Source organism: Streptomyces sp. NPDC050509 (genome assembly GCF_044457965.1).
Lineage (GTDB): Bacteria > Actinomycetota > Actinomycetes > Streptomycetales > Streptomycetaceae > Streptomyces.
On record NZ_JBITHL010000001.1, the window covers coordinates 1 to 19,430 of the forward strand.

General features: G+C 72.4%; 19 protein-coding genes. 5 read left to right on the forward strand and 14 right to left on the reverse strand.

Going from position 1 to position 19,430, the window contains the following annotated elements; translation table 11 throughout:
- Positions 1-150: 150 nt before the first annotated feature.
- The 4 genes from ACIBJC_RS00005 to ACIBJC_RS00020 all read right to left on the reverse strand — a co-directional run bounded on the left by ACIBJC_RS00005 (position 151) and on the right by ACIBJC_RS00020 (position 5,365).
- Positions 151-1,125, reverse strand: a complete 975-nt coding sequence (locus ACIBJC_RS00005) for a DUF2510 domain-containing protein (protein WP_399285615.1) — start codon at positions 1,123-1,125, stop codon at positions 151-153.
- Between the two features lie 61 nt (positions 1,126-1,186).
- On the reverse strand, positions 1,187-2,596 hold the full coding sequence (locus ACIBJC_RS00010) for a carboxyl transferase domain-containing protein (RefSeq protein ID WP_399285617.1): 1,410 nt from the start codon (positions 2,594-2,596) through the stop codon (positions 1,187-1,189).
- Positions 2,589-4,043, reverse strand: coding sequence for an acyl-CoA synthetase (locus ACIBJC_RS00015; protein ID WP_399285619.1), 1,455 nt, complete (start codon positions 4,041-4,043; stop codon positions 2,589-2,591). Before ACIBJC_RS00015 ends, ACIBJC_RS00010 begins: the two co-directional genes overlap by 8 nt.
- A gap of 35 nt (positions 4,044-4,078) precedes the next feature.
- Complete coding sequence (locus ACIBJC_RS00020) at positions 4,079-5,365, reverse strand: SLC13 family permease (RefSeq protein WP_399285621.1); 1,287 nt, start codon at positions 5,363-5,365, stop codon at positions 4,079-4,081.
- A gap of 228 nt (positions 5,366-5,593) precedes the next feature.
- Here ACIBJC_RS00020 and ACIBJC_RS00025 point away from each other — a divergent pair, with 228 nt between their 5' ends.
- On the forward strand, positions 5,594-6,310 hold the full coding sequence (locus ACIBJC_RS00025) for a FadR/GntR family transcriptional regulator (protein ID WP_399285623.1): 717 nt from the start codon (positions 5,594-5,596) through the stop codon (positions 6,308-6,310).
- A 72-nt stretch (positions 6,311-6,382) separates the two neighbouring features.
- Here the strand turns inward: ACIBJC_RS00025 and ACIBJC_RS00030 are convergent, their stop codons facing one another.
- A complete protein-coding gene (locus tag ACIBJC_RS00030) occupies positions 6,383-7,207 on the reverse strand; it encodes an aldo/keto reductase (RefSeq protein ID WP_399285624.1) in 825 nt (274 codons plus the stop codon).
- 98 nt (positions 7,208-7,305) lie between these two features.
- Positions 7,306-8,499 carry an MFS transporter gene (locus ACIBJC_RS00035; protein WP_399285626.1) on the reverse strand — a complete coding sequence of 398 codons (1,194 nt, stop codon included), beginning with the start codon at positions 8,497-8,499 and terminating at the stop codon, positions 7,306-7,308.
- A 149-nt stretch (positions 8,500-8,648) separates the two neighbouring features.
- Between ACIBJC_RS00035 and ACIBJC_RS00040 the strand changes: the two genes are divergently transcribed.
- Complete coding sequence (locus ACIBJC_RS00040) at positions 8,649-9,107, forward strand: MarR family winged helix-turn-helix transcriptional regulator (RefSeq protein WP_399285628.1); 459 nt, start codon at positions 8,649-8,651, stop codon at positions 9,105-9,107.
- 136 nt (positions 9,108-9,243) lie between these two features.
- Here the strand turns inward: ACIBJC_RS00040 and ACIBJC_RS00045 are convergent, their stop codons facing one another.
- Complete coding sequence (locus tag ACIBJC_RS00045; protein WP_399285631.1) at positions 9,244-9,507, reverse strand: type B 50S ribosomal protein L31; 264 nt, start codon at positions 9,505-9,507, stop codon at positions 9,244-9,246.
- A 242-nt stretch (positions 9,508-9,749) separates the two neighbouring features.
- On the opposite strand from ACIBJC_RS00045, the gene ACIBJC_RS00050 reads away from it, so the two are divergent.
- Complete coding sequence (locus ACIBJC_RS00050; protein ID WP_399285633.1) at positions 9,750-10,394, forward strand: histidine phosphatase family protein; 645 nt, start codon at positions 9,750-9,752, stop codon at positions 10,392-10,394.
- Positions 10,395-10,495: 101 nt separating this feature from the next.
- Here the strand turns inward: ACIBJC_RS00050 and ACIBJC_RS00055 are convergent, their stop codons facing one another.
- Both ACIBJC_RS00055 and ACIBJC_RS00060 read right to left on the reverse strand, forming a co-directional pair.
- Positions 10,496-10,699 carry a cold-shock protein gene (locus ACIBJC_RS00055; protein WP_041994569.1) on the reverse strand — a complete coding sequence of 68 codons (204 nt, stop codon included), beginning with the start codon at positions 10,697-10,699 and terminating at the stop codon, positions 10,496-10,498.
- A gap of 252 nt (positions 10,700-10,951) precedes the next feature.
- On the reverse strand, positions 10,952-11,944 hold the full coding sequence (locus tag ACIBJC_RS00060) for an aldo/keto reductase (RefSeq protein ID WP_399285635.1): 993 nt from the start codon (positions 11,942-11,944) through the stop codon (positions 10,952-10,954).
- Between the two features lie 55 nt (positions 11,945-11,999).
- Between ACIBJC_RS00060 and ACIBJC_RS00065 the strand changes: the two genes are divergently transcribed.
- Both ACIBJC_RS00065 and ACIBJC_RS00070 read left to right on the forward strand, forming a co-directional pair.
- The gene (locus ACIBJC_RS00065) at positions 12,000-12,716 is read left to right on the forward strand and encodes a TetR/AcrR family transcriptional regulator (protein ID WP_399287997.1); all 717 of its coding nucleotides are present in this window, start codon (positions 12,000-12,002) and stop codon (positions 12,714-12,716) included.
- 87 nt (positions 12,717-12,803) lie between these two features.
- Positions 12,804-14,378, forward strand: a complete 1,575-nt coding sequence (locus ACIBJC_RS00070) for a DHA2 family efflux MFS transporter permease subunit (RefSeq protein WP_399288000.1) — start codon at positions 12,804-12,806, stop codon at positions 14,376-14,378.
- A gap of 76 nt (positions 14,379-14,454) precedes the next feature.
- Here ACIBJC_RS00070 and metF read toward each other — a convergent pair whose 3' ends face one another.
- The 5 genes from metF to ACIBJC_RS00095 form a co-directional block, all read right to left on the reverse strand.
- Complete coding sequence (gene metF / locus ACIBJC_RS00075; RefSeq protein WP_399285637.1) at positions 14,455-15,399, reverse strand: methylenetetrahydrofolate reductase [NAD(P)H]; 945 nt, start codon at positions 15,397-15,399, stop codon at positions 14,455-14,457.
- A gap of 203 nt (positions 15,400-15,602) precedes the next feature.
- On the reverse strand, positions 15,603-16,664 hold the full coding sequence (locus tag ACIBJC_RS00080; RefSeq protein ID WP_399285639.1) for a PrsW family intramembrane metalloprotease: 1,062 nt from the start codon (positions 16,662-16,664) through the stop codon (positions 15,603-15,605).
- Positions 16,661-17,281: a hypothetical protein gene (locus tag ACIBJC_RS00085; RefSeq protein WP_399285641.1), complete on the reverse strand. Its 621-nt coding sequence runs from the start codon at positions 17,279-17,281 to the stop codon at positions 16,661-16,663. The genes ACIBJC_RS00080 and ACIBJC_RS00085 overlap by 4 nt, the downstream gene beginning before the upstream one ends.
- 4 nt (positions 17,282-17,285) lie before the next feature.
- Positions 17,286-17,816: a cupin domain-containing protein gene (locus ACIBJC_RS00090; RefSeq protein WP_399288002.1), complete on the reverse strand. Its 531-nt coding sequence runs from the start codon at positions 17,814-17,816 to the stop codon at positions 17,286-17,288.
- 117 nt (positions 17,817-17,933) lie between these two features.
- Positions 17,934-19,076, reverse strand: a complete 1,143-nt coding sequence (locus tag ACIBJC_RS00095; protein WP_399285643.1) for a type III polyketide synthase — start codon at positions 19,074-19,076, stop codon at positions 17,934-17,936.
- Positions 19,077-19,430 lie beyond the last annotated feature (354 nt).

Below are 19,430 nucleotides of genomic sequence, written 5' to 3' on the forward strand. Positions count from 1 at the left end.
CGCCGGCCACCCCCCCCCCCCCGGACACAACCCCTTCGGGCGGGGGGCGGGCGGGGGGGCCGGGCGGGGCCCGGGCCCGGCGGCCGGGGGGGGGGGGGGGGCCGGGCGCGGCGCCCCCCCCCACCGCTCCGTACGAGGGGTGAAGTGCGGTCAGACCCCCCGGCCGGTTCCGCCGGCGCCGGTCCCCGCGGCCTTCTTGATCCCCTGGGTGATCTCGTCCATGACGGACAGCCCGGGCGCCTTGTCATGGACGTCGAAGCCGGAGCGGACCACGACCAGCAGGTCCGGCGAGGACGGGGAGGGGAAGGCCAGCGACTGCACGTAGCCGTCGTCGCCCTTGCTCGTGACCACCTTCCACCGCACCACATAGCCCTTCTGCCCGGCGACGGTGACCGCCTCCGACCTGAGCTGCTCGTGCGAGGAGATCTTGCCGTAGGTCGTACCGCCGTACGACTCCTTGGCGTTGGTGTCGATGTCCTGCTCGGCCGCCGCCTTGGCCGTGGTGGCGGTGATCTTCAGCGCGACCGCGGGAACGGAGAACACACCGCCCCGTACGCAGGACTGCGAGGTGTCCCCGGGGCAGTCGTACTTCCCGGTGGTCACCCCGGCGCCGACCGGTCCTGACTCGCCGGTCCAGCCGTCCGGTACGGGGATGCTGATGCCGCTGGCGCCGTCGGTGGCGTAGCCGTCCTCGGTCTGCGGCTGCCCGGGCGCGCCGCTCTCGCCGCCGCCCGATCCGCCCGATCCGCCCGACCCGCCAGGACCGTCGGGGGCCGGGGAGCCCTGCCCCGGCAGGGAGGGTGCGGTGGACGGCGCGGAGCCGGAGCCTGCCCTGCCCGCGGCGTCGTCGGTTCCGCCGTCGCGTCCGAGCACGTAGAAGCCGCCCGCGATGGCCAGTGCCACGACCGCGGCGGTCGCCCCGAGTGCGATCCGCCGCCCGTTGTTGCGCGGTACCGGTGGAGGTGCCAGGGGGTAGGGCGGTGCGGCCGGTGGGTCCCACTGGCCGGTGGGCGTGGCGCGGAGTTCGTCGGTCCACGCGGACCCGTCCCACCATCGTTCCTGGCGCGGACCGTCACCTGTGTGCCCCGGATCGGGATGCCAGCCGGGCGGCGTCGAATAAGTCACGACCCTCAGCTTAGGCATATTGTCTGAAAGGCTGGTGAGAGGCCCATGAGAATCGGCCCTCTCACCCGGCCCCCGGGGCCCGGCTGTCCGCCCGGTCCGGCCCGTTCCGTCCCGGAACGATGCCGCGAACCACTCCCAGGGACACCAGATCCTGGGGCCTCAGCCGGAGTTGGTCCGCCGTCGCGCGAGTGTGCCCGGGATCCCGTTTGAGGATGGCGGTGGCGAGTTCGGGTGCGATGACGGAGAAGTAACTGTCCGGTGTGGCCCAGGTGTTGTCCGGGGCCGACAGGGCGAGCGCGCCGCCCGAGCCGCCCTCGCCGATCAGCAGGGTGGTGACGGGGACCCGGGCGGTGGCCACGGCCGCGAAGAGGTCCGCGATGGCGGCGCCCGCCCCCGCGCGCTCCGCCCGCGCGTCGTTGGCCGCGCCCGGGGTGTCCACCAGGGTCAGGACGGGGACGCCCAGCCGTTCCGCGAGCCGGATCAGCCGGGCGGCCGTACGGTATCCGGCCGGGAGCGTGGCGGTGCCGCACTGCGCGGCGTAGGCGACCGTCCGCCCCTCCCGGCGGCCGAAACCGCAGAGCATTCCGGGGTCCGTACCGCCGCAGCGGTCGCCGCGGATCTCCTCCCTGTGGTCGAAGTAGGCGTCCAAGTAGGCGGCGGCGCGCGGCCGTTCGGGCGACCTGGCCGCCAGGACCGCGTCCCATCCGGTGGCGGCGGAAGGGGCGTCACCGAGCGCGGCGGGCGGCGGCGCCGCGCCGTCGGCCCACCCACCGGCCGTCTCCGTCGCGCCTCCGGTGAGCAGCGCCAGCCAGCGTCCGACCGCCGCGCCCAGTCCGTCCTCGTCCACCACCGCGTCGATCTGGCCGGCGGCGAGCTGGGCCTCGGCGGTGTACGCGTACGGATCGGCGTCCGCCGGGCGCACCCGTGACCCCGCGAAGCCGATCTGGGCGCCGGGCAGCGCGAGGACGACATCGGCGCCCGCGCCCAGGGTGGCCCAGCCGCCGCCGGTCGTCGGGTCGCGCACCACCGCGAGCTGGGCGAGCCCGGCGGCCCGGGTGAGCGCACAGTGGCGTGCCACGCGCTGGAGTTGGAGCAGCGCGCGCATGCCCTCCTGCATCCGGCTGCCGCCGGTCGCGATCAGTGAGACGACCGGCAGCCGCCGCTCGCGCGCGTGGCGGTACGCGGCCTCCAGCCGGTCGCCGGTGCGCTCGCCGAGGGATCCGCCGAGGAAGCCGAACTCGAAGGAGATGACGACCGCTTCGGTGGCGCCGATCCGGCCGGTGCCGCAGACGACGGACTCCCGCTCGCCGGTACGCTCCGCCGCGCGGGCCCGCGCGGCGTCGTACCCCTCCCAGCCGAGCGGCCCGTCCGGCGGGAACGCGCCCTCGGGCGGGGGAAGTTCGGTGAACGATCCGGCGTCCGCGCCGACGACCGCCGCGATCGCCGCCCGCGCGCCGCGCGGCTCAGCCATGGAGCGCCCGCTTCATGATCTTCCCCATGTCGTTGCGCGGCAGCGCCTCCAGGTAGCGCACGGTGCGCGGGCGCTTGTGCGCGGCGAGCTGCCCGGCGACATGGTCGGCCAACTCCTTCTCCGTCGGCGGGGTTTCGGGGCGCGCGGGCACGATCCAGGCGACGATCCGCTCGCCGAGGTCCGGGTCGGGCTCGCCGGTGACGGCGGCCTCCCGTACCCCGGGATGCTCCAGCAGGACGTTCTCGATCTCGCCCGCGCCGATCTTGTAACCGCCGCTCTTGATCAGGTCGGTGGCCTTGCGGCCGACGATGCGGACATAGCCGTCGGGGTCCCTGATCGCCATGTCGCCGGTGCGGAACCAGCCGTCGGTGAAGGCCGCTTCGGTCGCGCCGGGGCGGTTCAGGTACTCCGTGAAGAGGTTCGGGCCGCGGACCTGGATCTCGCCGACGCTCTCGCCGTCGTACGCCGCGATGGCGGCGCCCGCCTCGTCGACCAGCCGCAGTTCGACGCCGCGCAGCGGGACGCCGACCGTACCGGCGCGCGGTTCGCCGTCCGCGCGGACGCTGGTGTTCATCAGGGTCTCCGTCATGCCGTACCGCTCGACGACCCGGCGGCCGGTCGCCGCGGCGATCCGCCGGTGGTCGTGGACGGGCAGCGCCGCCGAGCCCGACACCAGCAGCCGCGCGCCGGCCAGCGCCTCGGCGAGCGCGGGGTCGTCGGCGAGCGCCTCGGCGATGCGGTGGTACATCGTGGGCACGCCGAACAGCATGGTGGCGCCCGAGGAGAGCTCCCGGGTGACGCCCGCGGTGTCGAACCGTCCGAGGTGGGTCACGGAGCCGCCCCGGCGCAGCGGGCCGAGGATGCCGAGGATCAGTCCGTGGACGTGGAACAGGGGCAGCGCGTGGACCAGTACGTCGTCGGCGGTCCACTGCCAGGCGTCCTCCAGCGCGTCGAGGGTGGCGGTGAGGGCGCGGCGGGGCAGGACGGCGCCCTTGGGCGGCCCGGTGGTGCCCGAGGTGTAGACGATCAGCGCGGGGGCCTCCGGCGAGGGTTCGGGGAGGGTCCCGGTCGCGTCCCCCCTCCCGTCCTGCGGCGCGTCCGCGGTGGCGTCGACGCGGGCCAGTGCGGCGAGCGCGGGCGGCAGCGCGACGCCGGGCTCAGCAAGGACGAGGGTGGGGGCGCTGTCCGCGACGATGTGGGCGAGTTCCTTCTCGCCGCTCCTGGGGTTGACGGGGACGACCGTAACCCCGGCCAGCAGCGCCGCCACCACCCCCACCGCCGTGCCGAGGGTGGGGGTGGCCCAGACCGCGACCCGCCGCTCGCCGGTGAGCCGGCGGGCCAGGGAGCCGGCCGCGTCGGCCAGTTCGGCATGGGTGAGGGTGCGGTCGCCGAACCGGAGCGCGGGGCGCTGCGAGCGGGCGGCCAGGGCCGGGAAGAGAGGGGACACGCGTCGTTCTCCTTGCTGTGGACGGGTCTGACCGGTCATCCGAAGCCTGGCACCACCAGCAGCAGCCAGACAGCGGCGGGTACCACCGCCACCACGATCCCTCCGTAGACCATGAGCTGCCGGAAGAAACGCTCACGGTCGACATCGGGCGCGGCGGCCAGCACCAGGGCGCCGTTGGTGGAGAAGGGGCTGACGTCGACGACGGTCGCCGAGATGGCGAGCGCCGTGATCATGCCGATCGCGCCGATCTCGCCCTGGGCGAGGAAGGGCACGGCGAGCGGGATGAGCGCGCCCATGATGCCGACGGAGGAGGCGAACGCGGAGACGATCGCGCCGATGTAGCAGAGCAGTACGGCGGCGAGGAGCGGTATGCCGATACCGCCGACGGCGTTGCCCGCGTAGTCGATCGTGCCCATCTCCTCCATGACACCGACGTACGTGAGGACGCCGCAGATCAGCAGCACGGTCGGCCAGGCGATCTCCCCGACGGCCTTGCGGCTGGTGTCGGGCCAGCAGGCGCTGAGGAGGACGGCGAGGGTGATGGCGCAGAGTCCGGCGTCGAGATCGAAGGCGAGGACGGCGACGACGAGCGCCACCAGGGCCGCGAGCGTGGCCGTACGGGCGGGGGTGAGCCGTGAACCCGCCTCTCCCGCACGCTCCTTGCCGTCCGTGCCTTCCTTGTCCTGCGCGCCGCCCGAGTCCGGCTCGGGCTGGGTACCGCGCAGCGCGAGCCCGCCGCAGCAGACGAAGACGATCCCGGCGATGACGAGATTGGCCGCGAGCGAGGCGAGGAAGAGGGTGAGCGGGCTGCCCGGGAGCTTCTCGCGCTCGACGATGCCGTTGACGATCGTTCCGTAGATGCTGATCGGCGAGAATCCGCCGCCCTGGGCCCCGTGCACGACCATGGCGCCCATGAGCAGGGGGCTGATGCCGTAGCGCGCGGCGAAGCTCAGCGCGATCGGCGCGACGATCGCGACGGCCGCCGGGGAGACGGCTCCGATCGCGGTCAGCAGGGCGGTGATCGCGAACATCACCCACGGGATCAGGGCGATCCTCCCGCGTACCAGCCGGATCGCGGCATGGACGAGCCAGTCCGTGGTGCCGTTGGCGCGGGCGATCGCGAAGAGGTACGTGACGCCGACGAGCACGACGAAGAGATCGCCGGGGAAGCCGGCGAAGATGCCCTTCGCGTCGAGACCGGCGACGAGTTCCCCGACGCCGAACGCGGCGGCGAAGGCGAGCGCTCCCATGTTGATGGACCGGGTGGTGGCGATCACGAAGACCACCACCAGCACAAGAATCGAGATCAGTTCGGCGGACATGGCGCGGGCTCCCGTCCCTGGGTCCCTCGATACGGAGGGGAAGGGGTCGACGACCGACTGGCGGGCAGGCCAAGGGGGTCGAGCGGCTGATTGGACCACTGGCCAAGTGGCTGGACCACATTGGCCGTCGACCGGGACGGGCGTCAAGGGATCGGACAGGAATTGGCTCAGCCACTTGACCGCCCAGTGTTAGGCTGGCGCGCCAGGGGACCGGGAGGGGCGTGGCGGATGTCCGACGAACGAGGGGCCCTGCGGCCGATGGCCCGGCCACGCCTGTACGAGCAGGTCCTCGACCGGCTGCGCAGCTATGTCACCGAGGGGCGGCTCGGCTCGGGCGACCGACTGCCGCCCGAACGCGAACTGGCGCAGCGGCTCGGCGTCAGCCGCGCCTCCGTCAAGCAGGCGATCGTGGTCCTGGAGGTCCAGGGGCTGGTCGAGGTGCGGCACGGCGGCGGCACGTATCTGCGCAAGGACAGTCTCGACCCGGAGCCGGTCGAGCGGCTGGTGGAGCGCAGGCGCCGGCTCCCCGACGTGCTGGAGGCCCGCGAGGCCCTGGAGACCAAGCTCGCCGAACTCGCCGCCGAGCGGCACACCTCGCCGGATCTGGCCGCGCTGCACGACGCGCTGGGGCACATGGAGGCGGAGATCGCGGCGGGCGGCCACGGCGCCGAGGGCGACCGTCTCTTCCACGCCGCGGTGACGGCCGCCGCGCACAGCACCCTGCTCGCGGAGTTCATGCGTTCCATCTCCGAGCAGATCACGGAGAGCCGCCATGAGTCCCTGCGCCAGCCCGGCCGCCCCGCGCGGTCGCTGGCGCAGCACCGCGCGATCCTTGAGGCGATCGAGGGCCGGCGGGGCAAGGCGGCCGCCGCCGCGATGCGCCGCCATGTGCGGACGGTGGCGAAGGTGCGCCTGCTGGACTGGAATCCGGAGGACGGCGCCTGACACCGCCGCCCGGCGCGCGGCGGGGCCGGTTCCTCGGGTGCGTACGCCCGCGGAACCGGCCCCGCGTCCGGGTCAGTTGAGGGTGTCGGGGTCCGGGCCCGTGCGCATGCCGCGGTCGAGCGCGGTCAGCGCGTCGAGGTCGTCGGCGGACAGTTCGAAGCCGAGGACGTCGAAGTTCTCCCGGATCCGCGCGGGGGTGGCGGACTTGGGGATCACGATGTTCCCGATCTGGAGGTGCCAGCGCAGCACCACCTGGGCGGGTGTCCTGCCCAGACGCCGGGCGATCTCCGTGATCGTCGCGTCCTTGAGCAGCGCGCCCTGCGCCAGCGGGCTCCAGGCCTCGGTCGCGATGTCGTGCTGGGCGTGGAAGTCGCGCAGTACGGCCTGCTGCAGGCCGGGGTGCAGTTCGATCTGGTTCACGGCGGGAACGATCCCCGTCTCGTCCAGCAGCCGCTGGAGGTGGGCGGGCTGGAAGTTGGACACGCCGATGGCGCGGGTCCTGCCGTCCACCAGCAGCTTCTCCAGCGCGCGCCAGGTGTCGACGTAGCGGTCGCGCTCGGGGGTGGGCCAGTGGATGAGGTACAGGTCCACCCGGTCGAGGCCGAGCTTGGCCAGACTCGTGTCGAAGGCGGTGAGGGCCGCGTCGTACCCCTGGTCGTCGTTCCAGAGCTTGGTGGTGACGAACAGCTCGTCGCGCGGCACCCCCGAGGAGGCGAGCGCGCGGCCGACACCGGGCTCGTTGCCGTAGACGGCGGCCGTGTCGACGGAGCGGTAGCCCGTTTCCAGTGCGGCGAGGACCGCGTCGGTGGTCTGTGCGTCGTCGACCTGGAAGACACCGAAGCCGAGCTGCGGGATCTTGACGCCGTTGTTGAGGACGACGTGGGGGACGGAGGTCATGGTGTTTCCTTTTCTTCCGGTCCGGTCCGCCGGACCGGCCTGTCGGGTGTGGTTCTCCGGAGAGGCGGAGAAAGGGGAGGGAACGGACACACCGGCTCTCAACGTACCGACGACGTCACCGTCTCGCGCTGCGAGCGGTCGGCAGCCGGCGTACGGCGCTCCAGCGCCGCCGAGACGACGGCGAGGACGAGCGCGGAGGCGGCCAGCGCGGCGCCCACCCAGTTCGGGGCGGTGTAGCCGTGTCCGGCGGCGATGACGAGTCCCCCGAGCCACGCGGCCAGCGCGTTGCCCAGGTTGAACGCGCCGATGTTGACGGCGGACGCCAGGGTCGGGGCGGCGGACGCCTGGTCGAGGACGCGCTTCTGGAGCGGGGGTACGGTCGCGAAGCCGAGGGCCCCGATCAGCACGAGCGTCACGGCGGCCGTGACCTTGTTGTGGGCCGTGAGGGTGAACAGCGCCAGGACGACGGAGAGCGCGCCGAGGGAGACCTGGAGCAGCGGCATCAGCCGGCGGTCGGCCAGCCGGCCGCCGATCAGGTTGCCGCCGACCATGCCGAGGCCGAAGAGCGCCAGCAGCCAGGTGACGGACGTGTCCGCGAATCCGGCGGCCCGGGTCATCATCGGGGTGATGTAGGTGATCGCGGCGAAGACCCCGCCGAAGCCCAGCACGGTCATCGCCATGGCGAGGAGCACCTGTACGTTACGGAAGGCGGCGAGTTCGTGGCGCAGCCGTACCCCCTCGGCCCTGGGCTGCTCCGGTACGAACCGGGCGATGCCCGCGAGTCCCAGCACCCCGAGCCCCGCGACGGCGAGGAAGGTGACCCGCCAGCCCGCGTGCTGGCCGATGAAGGTGCCGAGGGGTACGCCGACGACATTGGCGACGGTCAGCCCCGTGAACATCATCGCGATGGCGCCGGCCTTCCTGCTCGGAGCGACCATGTTCGCGGCGACGACGGAGCCGATCCCGAAGAACGCCCCGTGGGCGAGTGAGGCGACGACCCGGCCCGTGAGCATCACCCCGAAGGTGGGGGCGAGCGCGGAGAGCGTGTTGCCCGCGACGAAGAGCCCCATCAGCAGCATCAGCATCCGCTTGCGGGGGATCCGGGTGCCGAGGACGGTCATCAGCGGCGCGCCCACGACCACCCCGAGCGCGTAGCCGCTGACCAGGAACCCGGCGGTGGGGATCGGCACGCCGTAGGCGTCGGCCACCTCGGGGAGCAGCCCCATGATCACGAACTCGGTGGTCCCGATCCCGAATGCGCCGACGGCCAGCGCGAGGAGCGCGAGTGGCATGGATGTCACCTTTCCGGACGACGGCCCGAACGATTGCGTGAGCTTCTTACAAGCGTTGACAATACTTGCAGACGCCGACTACTTGCAAACGCGCTCTATTGCAGAGGTGTCCTATCCTGGAGTCCTCGACCCGTACGCAGGAGGAAGCCATGACCGCCACGGACACCGCGCTCACCGGGCTCGCCCAGGGCTGGTGCGCGCTCTCCCTGCTGCACGGCAGGATCGAGGCGCACATCGAGCGGGCGCTCCAGACGGGGCACGATCTCAGCGTCCGGGAGTACTCCCTGCTGGACGTCCTCAGCCGCCAGCACGACGGCGAGGGCGGTCATCTCCAGATGAAGCAGGTCGCCGAGGCCGTCGTCCTCAGCCAGAGCGCGACCACCCGGCTGGTCACCCGGCTGGAGGACCGGGGGCTGCTCACGCGCTACCTCTGCCCGACCGACCGGCGCGGCATCTACACCAATGTGAGCGAGGCGGGACTGCGGCTGCTCGCCGAGGCACGCCCCACCAACGACACCGCGCTGCGCGAGGCCCTGGACGAGGCGGCGAAGAACCCCGAACTGGCCCCTCTCGTGCGGGCCGTCACCTCGCGCGGCGCCGCCGTCTGACACACGAAGAGCCGGGCGGGAGACCCTGTTCGGGCCTCCCGCCCGGCTCTTGGCCGACGGTCCTGCGCGTCGGGCTCCTCCCGAGCGGATACGGGCGGATACCGGGTGGATATCGAGTGGATACGGGCGGATACGGTCAGCCGCGCCGGGCGGCGCCGTCCTTGCCATAGCGGCGCTCGAAGCGCTCCACCCGGCCCGCGGTGTCCACCACACGGCCGGTGCCGGTGTAGAAGGGATGGCTCGCGGAGGAGATCTCCACGTCGATGACGGGGTACGTGTTCCCGTCCTCCCACTCGACACGCCGCTCCGACTCCGCGGTGGAGCGCGTCAGGAAGGCCACTCCCCCGGCGCGATCCCGGAAGACGACCGGACGGGAGACGGGGTGGATACGAGGCTTCATGCGGGATTCCTTCCTCGGTGGTCCTGGACGCTCACGCCGGACACGGAACTGGATGTCATGTCCGTCAAGCGGCACACCGGTGTAACGCGACGACCACCGGCGGCATTCCCGCCGGGTCACCGGGGCGGGAACACGAGACACTGGGCCCGACGGAATGCGATCACGGCCCGCCGGGTTCTTCCCTTCGGATCCGCGCGGCCACCACGGCGCGAGCGCGGCGAACAGGAAGGTGGGCGTCAGCCATGGGCGAGTTGATCCTGGTACGGCACGGGGAGACCGCCTGGTCCCTGTCCGGTCAGCACACCAGCTACACCGATCTGCCGATGACCGGGCACGGCGAGGACGAGGCCCGTTCGCTGGCGCCGCTGCTGCGCGAGCGCCGGATCGGCGTCACGTTCGTCAGCCCCATGGCCCGCGCGCGGCGCACCGCCGAGCTGGCCGGTCTCGCCCCGTACCGGGTGGAACCGGATCTGCGGGAGTGGAACTACGGAGGGTACGAGGGCATCGCGACCGTCGAGATCCACCGCACGCGCCCCGACTGGGACCTGTGGACCGACGGTGTCGTCCCCGGCCCCGCCGATCAGCCCGGCGAGGGCCCCGGCGAGGTGGGGCACCGCGCCGACCGCGTCCTCACCGAGGCGCTGGCGGCGCTGGACTCGGCGGACGGGGCGGATGTCGCGCTCGTCGCGCACGGGCACTTCCTGCGTGTGCTGACCGCGCGCTACCTCGGGCTGGCGCCCGCGGCCGGCGCGCTGTTCCGGCTCGCGACCGGTACCGTCTCGCGGCTGGGCACCGAGCACGACCGCCCGGTGATCACCGCCTGGAACCTCGCCCTGCCCGGGGGCGGGGACACCACGGCGCCGCACACGCGGGAGGCCGCCGCCTGACCCGGTCCCGGTGGGGGCACAGCCGACTGCGGCCCCGTACAACGCGGCGGGCGCCGGCCCGGTGGAGGTGAGTCCACCGGGCCGGCGCCCTGTTCCCCGGTTCAGGAGGGAAGGATGTTCTCCGCCTGCGGGCCCTTCTGGCCCTGCGTGACGTCGAAGGTGACCTTCTGGCCCTCCTGCAGCTCACGGAAGCCGGAGGTCGCGATGTTCGAGTAGTGCGCGAACACGTCCGGACCGCCGCCGTCCTGGGCGATGAAGCCGAAACCCTTTTCCGAGTTGAACCACTTCACTGTTCCACTGGCCATGATGAGTCTCCAATTCAAGGGACGCATGGTTCCCGCACGGTACGGGAACCGGAGGTGATCGCCTTGGTCCTTAGAGACGCTGAACAGCACAAACGCCCGTGACGGCACGTCACGGGCGAGCGGTACTTCGGAACCACGACAGCTTGATCAAGACGCTACAGGGCGCGACGCGATACAGCCACAGAAACGACCAACTCTTGCGTCCGCGCCGCGCGATCGGACCGCGTTCGGCCCACAATCACCCTTTCGCCCCTACCAGCGTCCGTGGACCGAGGCGCGCAGACGGCGGTCGTACAGCTCCCGTACCGCGTCCAGGGTGGCGGGCGGCAGGGGCTCCTGCGCACCGGCCGCCGCGTTGGCGCGGACCTGCTCGACGGAGCGGGCGCCGGGGATCACGCTGGTGACCCCGGGCTGCTGGGCGATCCAGCGCAGCGCGGTCTGCGCGGGCGTCACGCCCTCGGGCGCCAGCCCGGCGAACTCGACCGCGGCGGCCAGCCCCGTCCCGTAGTCGACGCCCGAGAACGTCTCGCCCTGGTCGAACGCCTCGCCGTGCCGGTTGTACGCACGGTGGTCGTCGGCGGCGAAGACCGTGTCCTTCGTGTACCGGCCGGAGAGCAGCCCCGAGGCGAGCGGCACCCGCGCGATGATCGCGGCACCCGCCGCGCGGGCGGCCGGCACGACCTCCTCCAGCGGCTTGGTCCTGAACGGGTTGAGGATGATCTGCACACCCGCGACACCGGGACGCGCGAGGGCGGTGAGCGCCTCGGCGCAGGTCTCGACACTCACGCCGTACGCCGCGATCCGCCCCTCCCCGACCAGGGTGTCGAGCGCGTCGAAGACCTCGTCGGACGCGTACACGGGCGTGGGCGGGCAGTGGAGCTGTACGTAGTCCAGCGTGTCGACCCCGAGGTTCGCGCGCGAACGGTCGTTCCAGGCGCGGAAGTTCGCCAGGGTGTAGTTCTCGGGACGCTGCTCGGCGCGCCGCCCCATCTTGGTCGCGACGAACACCCCGGCGTCGGGGCGGTCCTTCAGGTAGCGGCCGATGAGCCGCTCACTGCGCCCGTCGCCGTACACGTCCGCCGTGTCGAAGAACGTGACACCCGACTCGACGGCCGCGTCCAGGACGGCGAAGGCGTCCGATTCGGCCACCTCGCCCCAGTCCGCGCCGAGTTGCCACGTACCGAGTCCGACGGCGGAGACGACCCGCCCTGCCCTGTCCCACGCGCGCTGCTCCATACGGATCATGCTACGGCGTCACGAAGCGGATAATAATTTTGCGGACCGTGCATTTTTGCATACCCTGCACGATGTGCAGAGTGAAGGTGCGGCGCCCGGTCTCCGTGAGCGCAAGAAGCAGGCCACCCGGACGGCGTTGTCGGAGGCCGCCGTGCGGCTCGCGGCCGTACACGGGGCGGAGAACGTCACCGTGGAGGCGATCAGCGAAGCCGCCGGGGTCTCCCCGCGTACGTTCTTCAACTACTTCGACAGTCATGACGACGCGTTCGTCATGATCGACCGCACCGTGGGAGAACGGGTACGGCGCGCGGTGCGCGACGCGCCCGCCGGGCTGACCGCCATAGAAGTGGTGCGCGAGGCGCTGGCCACCGAACTGACCCAGGTGGAGGAGAGCCAGGAGATCTGGGCCCTGCGGAGCACGGTGCTGCACCGCTCGCCCCATCTGCTGCTGCGCGGCATGGGCGCCCATGTCGCCGAGGAGTACCAACTGGCGCGGACGATCGCCGAACGGCTCGGCTCACCGCCCGCTCCGGAGCCGGACACCCCCGAGGCACCCGGCACCGGGAAGACACCGGCCCCGCCCGAATCCTGCGGCAAGGGCCCGGACACCTCGCACCTCGGCCTCTACCCCCGGCTGCTCGCCGCGGTCGCCACCACGGCCGTACGGGTCGCCATCGAATACTGGTGCGCCCAGGGCGACTCGGACTCCTTTCCCGACACCTTCCGGCGCGTCTTCGGCCATCTCGCCGACGGGCTGACCGAGCCGCCGGCCGCCGGCTGATCTCCAGACGCACATGCCTCGAACCGAATGAACACGAAGAAGGACACCGTGAGTGCTACAGAGGCGCCGGAGCAGGCGCCGACCTCCATGACCAACCGTCAGATACTCCAGGCCATGTCCGGTCTGATGGCCGGGATGTTCGTCGCGATCCTGGCCGGCACGGTGGTGGCGAACGCCCTGCCCCGGATCATCGCCGACCTGCACGGCAGCCAGTCCTCCTACACGTGGGTGGTCACCTCCGAGCTGCTCGCCATGACGGCGACCGTGCCCCTGTGGGGCAAGCTCTCCGACCTCTACAACAAGAAGCTGCTGCTCCAGCTCTCGCTCGCGCTGTTCGTCGTCGGCTCGCTGCTGGCCGGCTTCTCGCAGGGCGTCGGCCTGCTCATCTTCAGCCGGGTCGTCCAGGGCATCGGCGCGGGCGGTCTGACCGCCCTCGCCCAGATCGTGATGGCCGCGGTCATCCCGCCGCGCCGCCTCGGCAAGTACGCGGGCATCTTCGGCGCGGTCTTCGCCGTCGGTACGGTCGCCGGGCCGTTGGTCGGCGGTGTCATGGTGGACACCTCGTGGCTCGGCTGGCGCTGGTGTTTCTTCATCGGGGTGCCGTTCGCGCTGGCCGCGATCCTGATACTGCAGCGCACACTGAAGCTGCCCACCGTCCGCCGCGAGGTGAAGATCGACTACCTGGGCGCGTTCCTGATCGTCGCGGGCGTCAGCGCGCTGCTCATCTGGACCTCCCTGGCGGGCAACAACTTCGACTGGATGTCCTGGCAGACCTTCGCCCTCACCGGTACGGGTGTGCTGCTGCTGGTGGCCGCGGTCTTCGTGGAGGCCCGGGTCCCCGAGCCGGTCATCCCGCTGGACATCTTCCGCAACCGCACCGTCACCCTGACCACGGTCGCCAGCCTGCTGGTCGGCGTCGCCATGTTCGGCGGCACGGTCTTCCTCTCCCAGTACTTCCAGATATCCCTGGGCAAGACCCCGACCGTCGCCGGTCTGATGGGTCTGCCGATGATCCTCGGACTGCTGGTGTCGTCCACCGTCGCCGGACAGGTCATCAGCGCCACCGGCAAGTGGAAGGTCTATCTGATCGCGGGCGCCGCGATCATGACGGCCGGTCTGGGGATGCTGGCCACCATCGACGCCGACACGGGCTTCGGACTGCTCAGCCTCTACATGGCCGTCCTGGGCGTCGGCGTCGGCCTGCTGATGCAGAACCTGGTCCTGGTGGCGCAGAACGATGTGCCGGCCTCGGAGCTGGGCGCGGCCACGTCCGTCCTGTCGTTCTTCCGCAGCATGGGCGGCACGATCGGTACGAGCGTGCTGGGCGCCGTCCTGGCCAACCGGGTGGCGTCCGAGATGACCAAGAGCCTGGGCGGGAGCGGCCAGGCCGCGGCCGGCGGCTCGGGTGAGAGCGCCGTACCGGACATGACGAAGCTGCCCGCGCCCATGCGGGAGATCGTGGAGCACGCCTACGGCGTCGCGACGGCGGAACTCTTCCTCGTCGCCGCGCCGTTCGCCGCGCTCGCGCTGGTCGCGGTGGTCTTCATCAAGGAGAAGCCGCTCAAGACGACCAGCGGGATGGAGCGGCTCGCCGAGGAGGCCGAGGCCGGCAGGCAGGGCGGGGAGGGCGTCGAGAAGACCCCGGCCGCCCCGGTGAGCTGACCGGACTCCACCGCCCTCTGTACGGGGACGGGGGACGGGCGGGGAGAGATCCCCGCCCGTCCCCCGTCCTTTCGCGTCAGTGGGGCGCGGCGGCCAGGGCGCGGTCGCGCGGTACGCCCACCCCGAGGTTCTGGTGGATCTCGGCCGTGGCCGTCGAGCGGTTGAGGGTGATGTAGTGCAGGCCGGGGGCGCCCTCGGCGAGCAGCCGCTCGGCCATCACCGTGGCGTACTCGACGCCGATACGGTGGCCCTCCTCCGGCTGGTCCTTGGCCGCTTCGAGCCGTCCGGCCAGTTCGTCGGGGAAGCGCGCGTCGCTGAGCTCCGCGAAGCGGCGGATCTGCCGTACGTCCGTGGCGGGCATGATCTCCGGGATGATCGGCGTCGTGCAGCCGGCCGCCACGACCCGGTCGCGCAGCCGCAGATAGTCCTCGACGTGGAAGAACATCTGGGTGATGGCGTAGTCGGCGCCCGCCCGGCACTTGGCGACGAAGTGGCGGATGTCGCTCTCCCAGTCGGCGGAGCGCGGATGGCGCTCGGGGAAGGCGGCCACGCCCACCGTGAAGTCCCCCAGCTCCCTGATCAGGGTGACGAGTTCATCGGCGTGCGCGAAGCCCTCCGGGTGGGGCACCCAGGCGCCGCGCGGATCGCCGGGCGGGTCGCCGCGCAGGGCGAGTACGTCGCGGATCCCGGCGTCCGCGTACTGGCCGACGATGTGGCGCAGCTCGGCCACCGAGTGGCCGACGGCGGTGAGGTGGGCGACCGGGCGCAGTGTCGTCTCGGCGGCGATGCGCTTGGTGACCTCGACGGTCCGGTCGCGCGACGAGCCGCCGGCTCCGTAGGTCACGGACACGAAGGACGGCGCGAGCGCCTCGATCCGGCGGATCGCGTTCCACAGCGTGCGTTCGCCCGCCGCGGTCTTCGGCGGGAAGAACTCGAAGGAGTACGAGGGTCCGTCGCCGGCCGGCAGGCCGCGGGAGCTCTGCCGGGCGTGGTGGGGACGGTCCGCGGTCTCTGCCGCCATGGAGAGGGTCCTTCCTGAAATCGCTCGGTGCGTGGACGCGTACGGTCCGCACACACTAGCCGTGATACGCGTCTGCCCGCGGGCGTGACCACAGTCTGATCACCCGCGTCGCGGACCCGGGCAACCGGCCCCGTTCCGTGCGGAGTTCGGCTCCGTACGGGGCGGTGGCGACATGGTCACGAAGCTGACCTCGCTACGCGCTTCTAAGGGCGCCACAGCACCGCCTGTTCCTCGACGACCTCCAGATGGGCCGCGGCGCGCCGCTCGGCGGCGGGGCGTCGCGCGGGCGGGAGTCCGCGCAGGGCACGGCGCCGGGAGCCCCGGGTGAGCAGGTCGGCCGAGAGCGGGGTCCCCGGGGAGAGCAGGAAGGCGCGGGCCCGGCGCCGGGCCCGGTGGCGCAGGACGAGGAAGAGGGTGAGGGCGATGAAGAGGTTGACCGCCACCTTGGCGGCGAGCCCGGCCACGGAGTCCAGCAGCGGCGCGTCGAACAGCCAGTGCATGAACATCGCGGTGAGTACGCAGGCCGCCGCCGGGGCGATCCTGCGGCGTACGGGGCGATCGCCGTGGGCGAGCAGGATACCGACGCCGGTCCCGGCGACGGCGCTCATCGCCCAGTGCGAGCCGAGTCCCGTCACCACGACCCGGGTGACGAAGGACTGGCTGACGTCGGCGCTCCCCCGCACTCCCCCGCCGAGCAGGATGGCGTTCATGGCGTACGTCCAGTTCTCCATGACCTGGAAGCCGAGCCCGGTGAAGGCGCCGAGGAAGAACCCGTCCAGCGGGCCCCGTACCAGCGCAGGGGCCGCGAGGGCGATCAGGGCGACGCCGGAGAGTTTGAGGAGCTCCTCGTTGAGCGGCGCGGTGAGCGCGGCGCCCCACTGCGAGCCGAAGTCGATCCCGGCCGACTTGTACCAGACACCCTGGAGCCCGGTGTTGGCGACGACGGCGCAGCCGGCCGCCGCGGTGGCGCCCCAGAGGACGCCGCTCCAGGCCCAGCCGGCCGGCGGCGGCCGGAACGGGCGGATCCGCCCGAGGAGGGCCGTTCCGACGCTCACGGTGAGCGCCAGCAGGACGAGGGCCAGCAGCGCGGAGCCGGGGAAGACCCGGACGACCGGGGCGAATCCGTGGAGGAGCAGCAGGAGGCCGAGCAGGCACAGGAGGCCGAAGGCCCAGTTGGCCGGCCGGTGTCTCCAGGATCCGCGTACGGAGGTGATCAGGGACCGCAGCCGGGAGGCCGCCGGGGGCGAGGTGACGGGCGCGGTCATGGCGTCCCCTGGGGAAAGGTGAGACCGCGGGCCATGGCCGTGGCGTCGGCCACCGCGCCGGGCATGGCCCCAGGCCGCGCCAGCACGACGATCTCGACGGCGTAGCCCCGGCCGGGCGGCAGCCAGACGGTGGCCGATCCCGCCCGGCCCCCGCCCGTCAGACTCCCCGACCGCCCGATAGCTCCCCGTGCGCCGCTGATCCGGCTCCCGGCGCCCAGCCGGCTGCCACTGTCGGCGACGGACTGGACCTTGCGCAGTCCGCCCCACAGCGCGCCGGGGTCCCCCGTCCCGGTGAGGGGGACGTAGCGGGCCGCCAGGTCGACGCCGTCGCGGGAGAGCCCGTACGACATGTCCGGGTCGCTGGACGACTTGCTGAGCGCCCAGCCGTGCCCCGTCACCCGGAGCACGGCGACCTCGTCGTCGGGGCCCAGCACCAGGGCGGTCCCCGCCGGGACCCGCTCGCGGTCGCCCAGGACGCCGCCGATCAGCGGCCAGCCGACCGTCAGCGCGGCGATGACGAGCACCACCCCGAGGACCGCGCGCCGGGTCCTGCGCCGGCTCCGGCCGGCGCGGGGCGGGTCCTCGGCCGGGCGCCGGGTGGCCGGTGCGGGCTCCACCGGGTCAGGCGTCGTGGCGCAGCGGGGTGAGCTGCTCGATGTCGTACCGCTCGCGCAGATCGGCGATGGTCGCGGGATCGGGTGTGCCGCCCTCCTTGAGGAGGTCGAGGAGTTCCTCGAAGTACCGTTCGTGGTCGGAGGGCGGGGACGCCTGGAAGAACACCTTGGCGGGCGCGCCGCTCCGATTGGCGAAGGCGTGGGGGCAGCCGGGCGGGACGACGATGACGGTGCCCGGGGTGGCGCGTACCGACCTCAGCCCGGAGGCGGACTCCCAGTGGCGCCAGTCCTCGCTGAGCACCCGTGGTTCGAAGGCCAGGACGTCCAGTTCGCCGTCGAGGACGTAGAACAGTTCCTCGCTGTGGGTGTGCCGGTGGGCGCCGACGTCGAACCCGGGCGGGACGACGACCTCGAAGCTGGAGGACACCTGTGAGTGTGCTCCCGTGACCTTGAAGGTCACCTGCTGCGCCGCGGTGAGGATGGTGGTACCTCCGCCCGGCGGGACGATCAGCCCCTCGGACGGCATCACATGGGTCATGCGGTGCTCCAGGACGGTGCGGTGCTCCAGGACGGTGGGGGACGGTACGGGCGGGGCGGGCCCGCCGGGGTGCGACGGGCCCGCCTCCATGGTTCGACGAGCACCTGTCGGGCGTCGTCACCGCACGGATTCGGGCGCCGGCCAGGGCGCGGCGCCCCGGCCCGCCGTCTCCAGCAGGTCGTGCCGGGTCGCGTCCAGCCCGGCGGACGAGCCGGCCCGCGTCCACCTCCCCAGCGCCATCTCGGCGGTGATCCCGGGGCCGAACCCGGCGACGATGCCGCGTGCCCCGTCGGCGACGACGCCCTCGTCGAAGAGGCGGCGTACGGCGTCGAGGACGACGGCGCTGGCGATGTTGCCGTACTCGGTGAGGGTGCCCCGGCTGAACCGGAACGCCTCCGGTTCCACTTCGAGGAAGCGGCTGAGGTCGTCCAGGATGCGGGGCCCGCCCGCGTGGATGATGTAGAAGTCGAGTCCGGTGGCGTCCCAGCCGTGCTGCTCGGCCATCGTACGGAGCGCGGGGGCCAGCGGTTCCATGGTGGTGGGCACGCGCTTGTCCAGCAGGAAGTGGAATCCGGTGGCGCGGACGCTGTAGGCGATCCAGTCGGTGGTGTCGGGCACGAGGTGGGAGCCGTTGCGCTCCATCCTGATGCCGGTGCCGCCCTCGCCCCGTACGACGGCGGCGGCGACCGCGTCGCCGAACAGGCCGTTGGAGAGCAGCGAGCCGACCCCGAGGTCCGTCGGCTGGTAGCAGAGCGAGCAGAACTCGCACGCGACGATCAGCACATTGCTGCCGGGGTAGGCCCGGCAGAAGTCGTGCGCCCGGTTGATGGCGGCGCCGCCCGCCGCGCAGCCGAGCTGGGCGATCGGGAGCTGCCGGGTGTGGCCGGGGAAGTCCATGGTGTTGATCAGCCAGGCGGTCAGCGACGGCATCATGAAGCCGGTGCACGAGACGTAGACGATCATGTCGATGTCGGCGGGGCGCAGCTCGGCGTGGTCGAGGGCGCGGCGGACCACCTCGGGCACGCGCCGCTTGGCCTCGGCCTCGTACAGCATGTTGCGGTCCTCGAAACCGGGGTGGCGCAGTGTTTCCTCGATGGGCTGGACGATATGGCGCTTGGCGACCCCGGTGTTCTCGATCAGCCGCAGCGCGAGCGGCAGTTGCGGATGGTCCGCGTGGAGCGAGCGCGCGAGAGCGAGTGTGTCCTCCATGGTGATCACATGTTCGGGGACCGAGACCGCGGGTTTGCACAGAGTCGCCACGACGCTCTCTCTCCTTCATTCGTGTTCGCTGTGAACTGGGGCCCACATGGGCCCACATTCAGGGCTGGGCCACTGCCCCGCAACCTGGGGGAAACGGGTGGCGGCACCGGCGGGCCACCGGTCGGGGGACGGATCGGCGAGGGAACCGAGGAGCCGTCAGGATTCCACGCGCGACTACGGAACGTAGGGAAGGCGTCGGCGGGGTCGCCCGTTCAGGGGGTGGTGGATCCGCGTGGGCATCACCGGGGGCCGGACGCGGGAGGGATGGTCCCCATGGCGTTCTCGTGGTGTGCGTACCGGGTTCCGGCCGGTGGCGGCGGTCGTCCGCGGGGCGTCGCGGCCCCCGGCACGGCG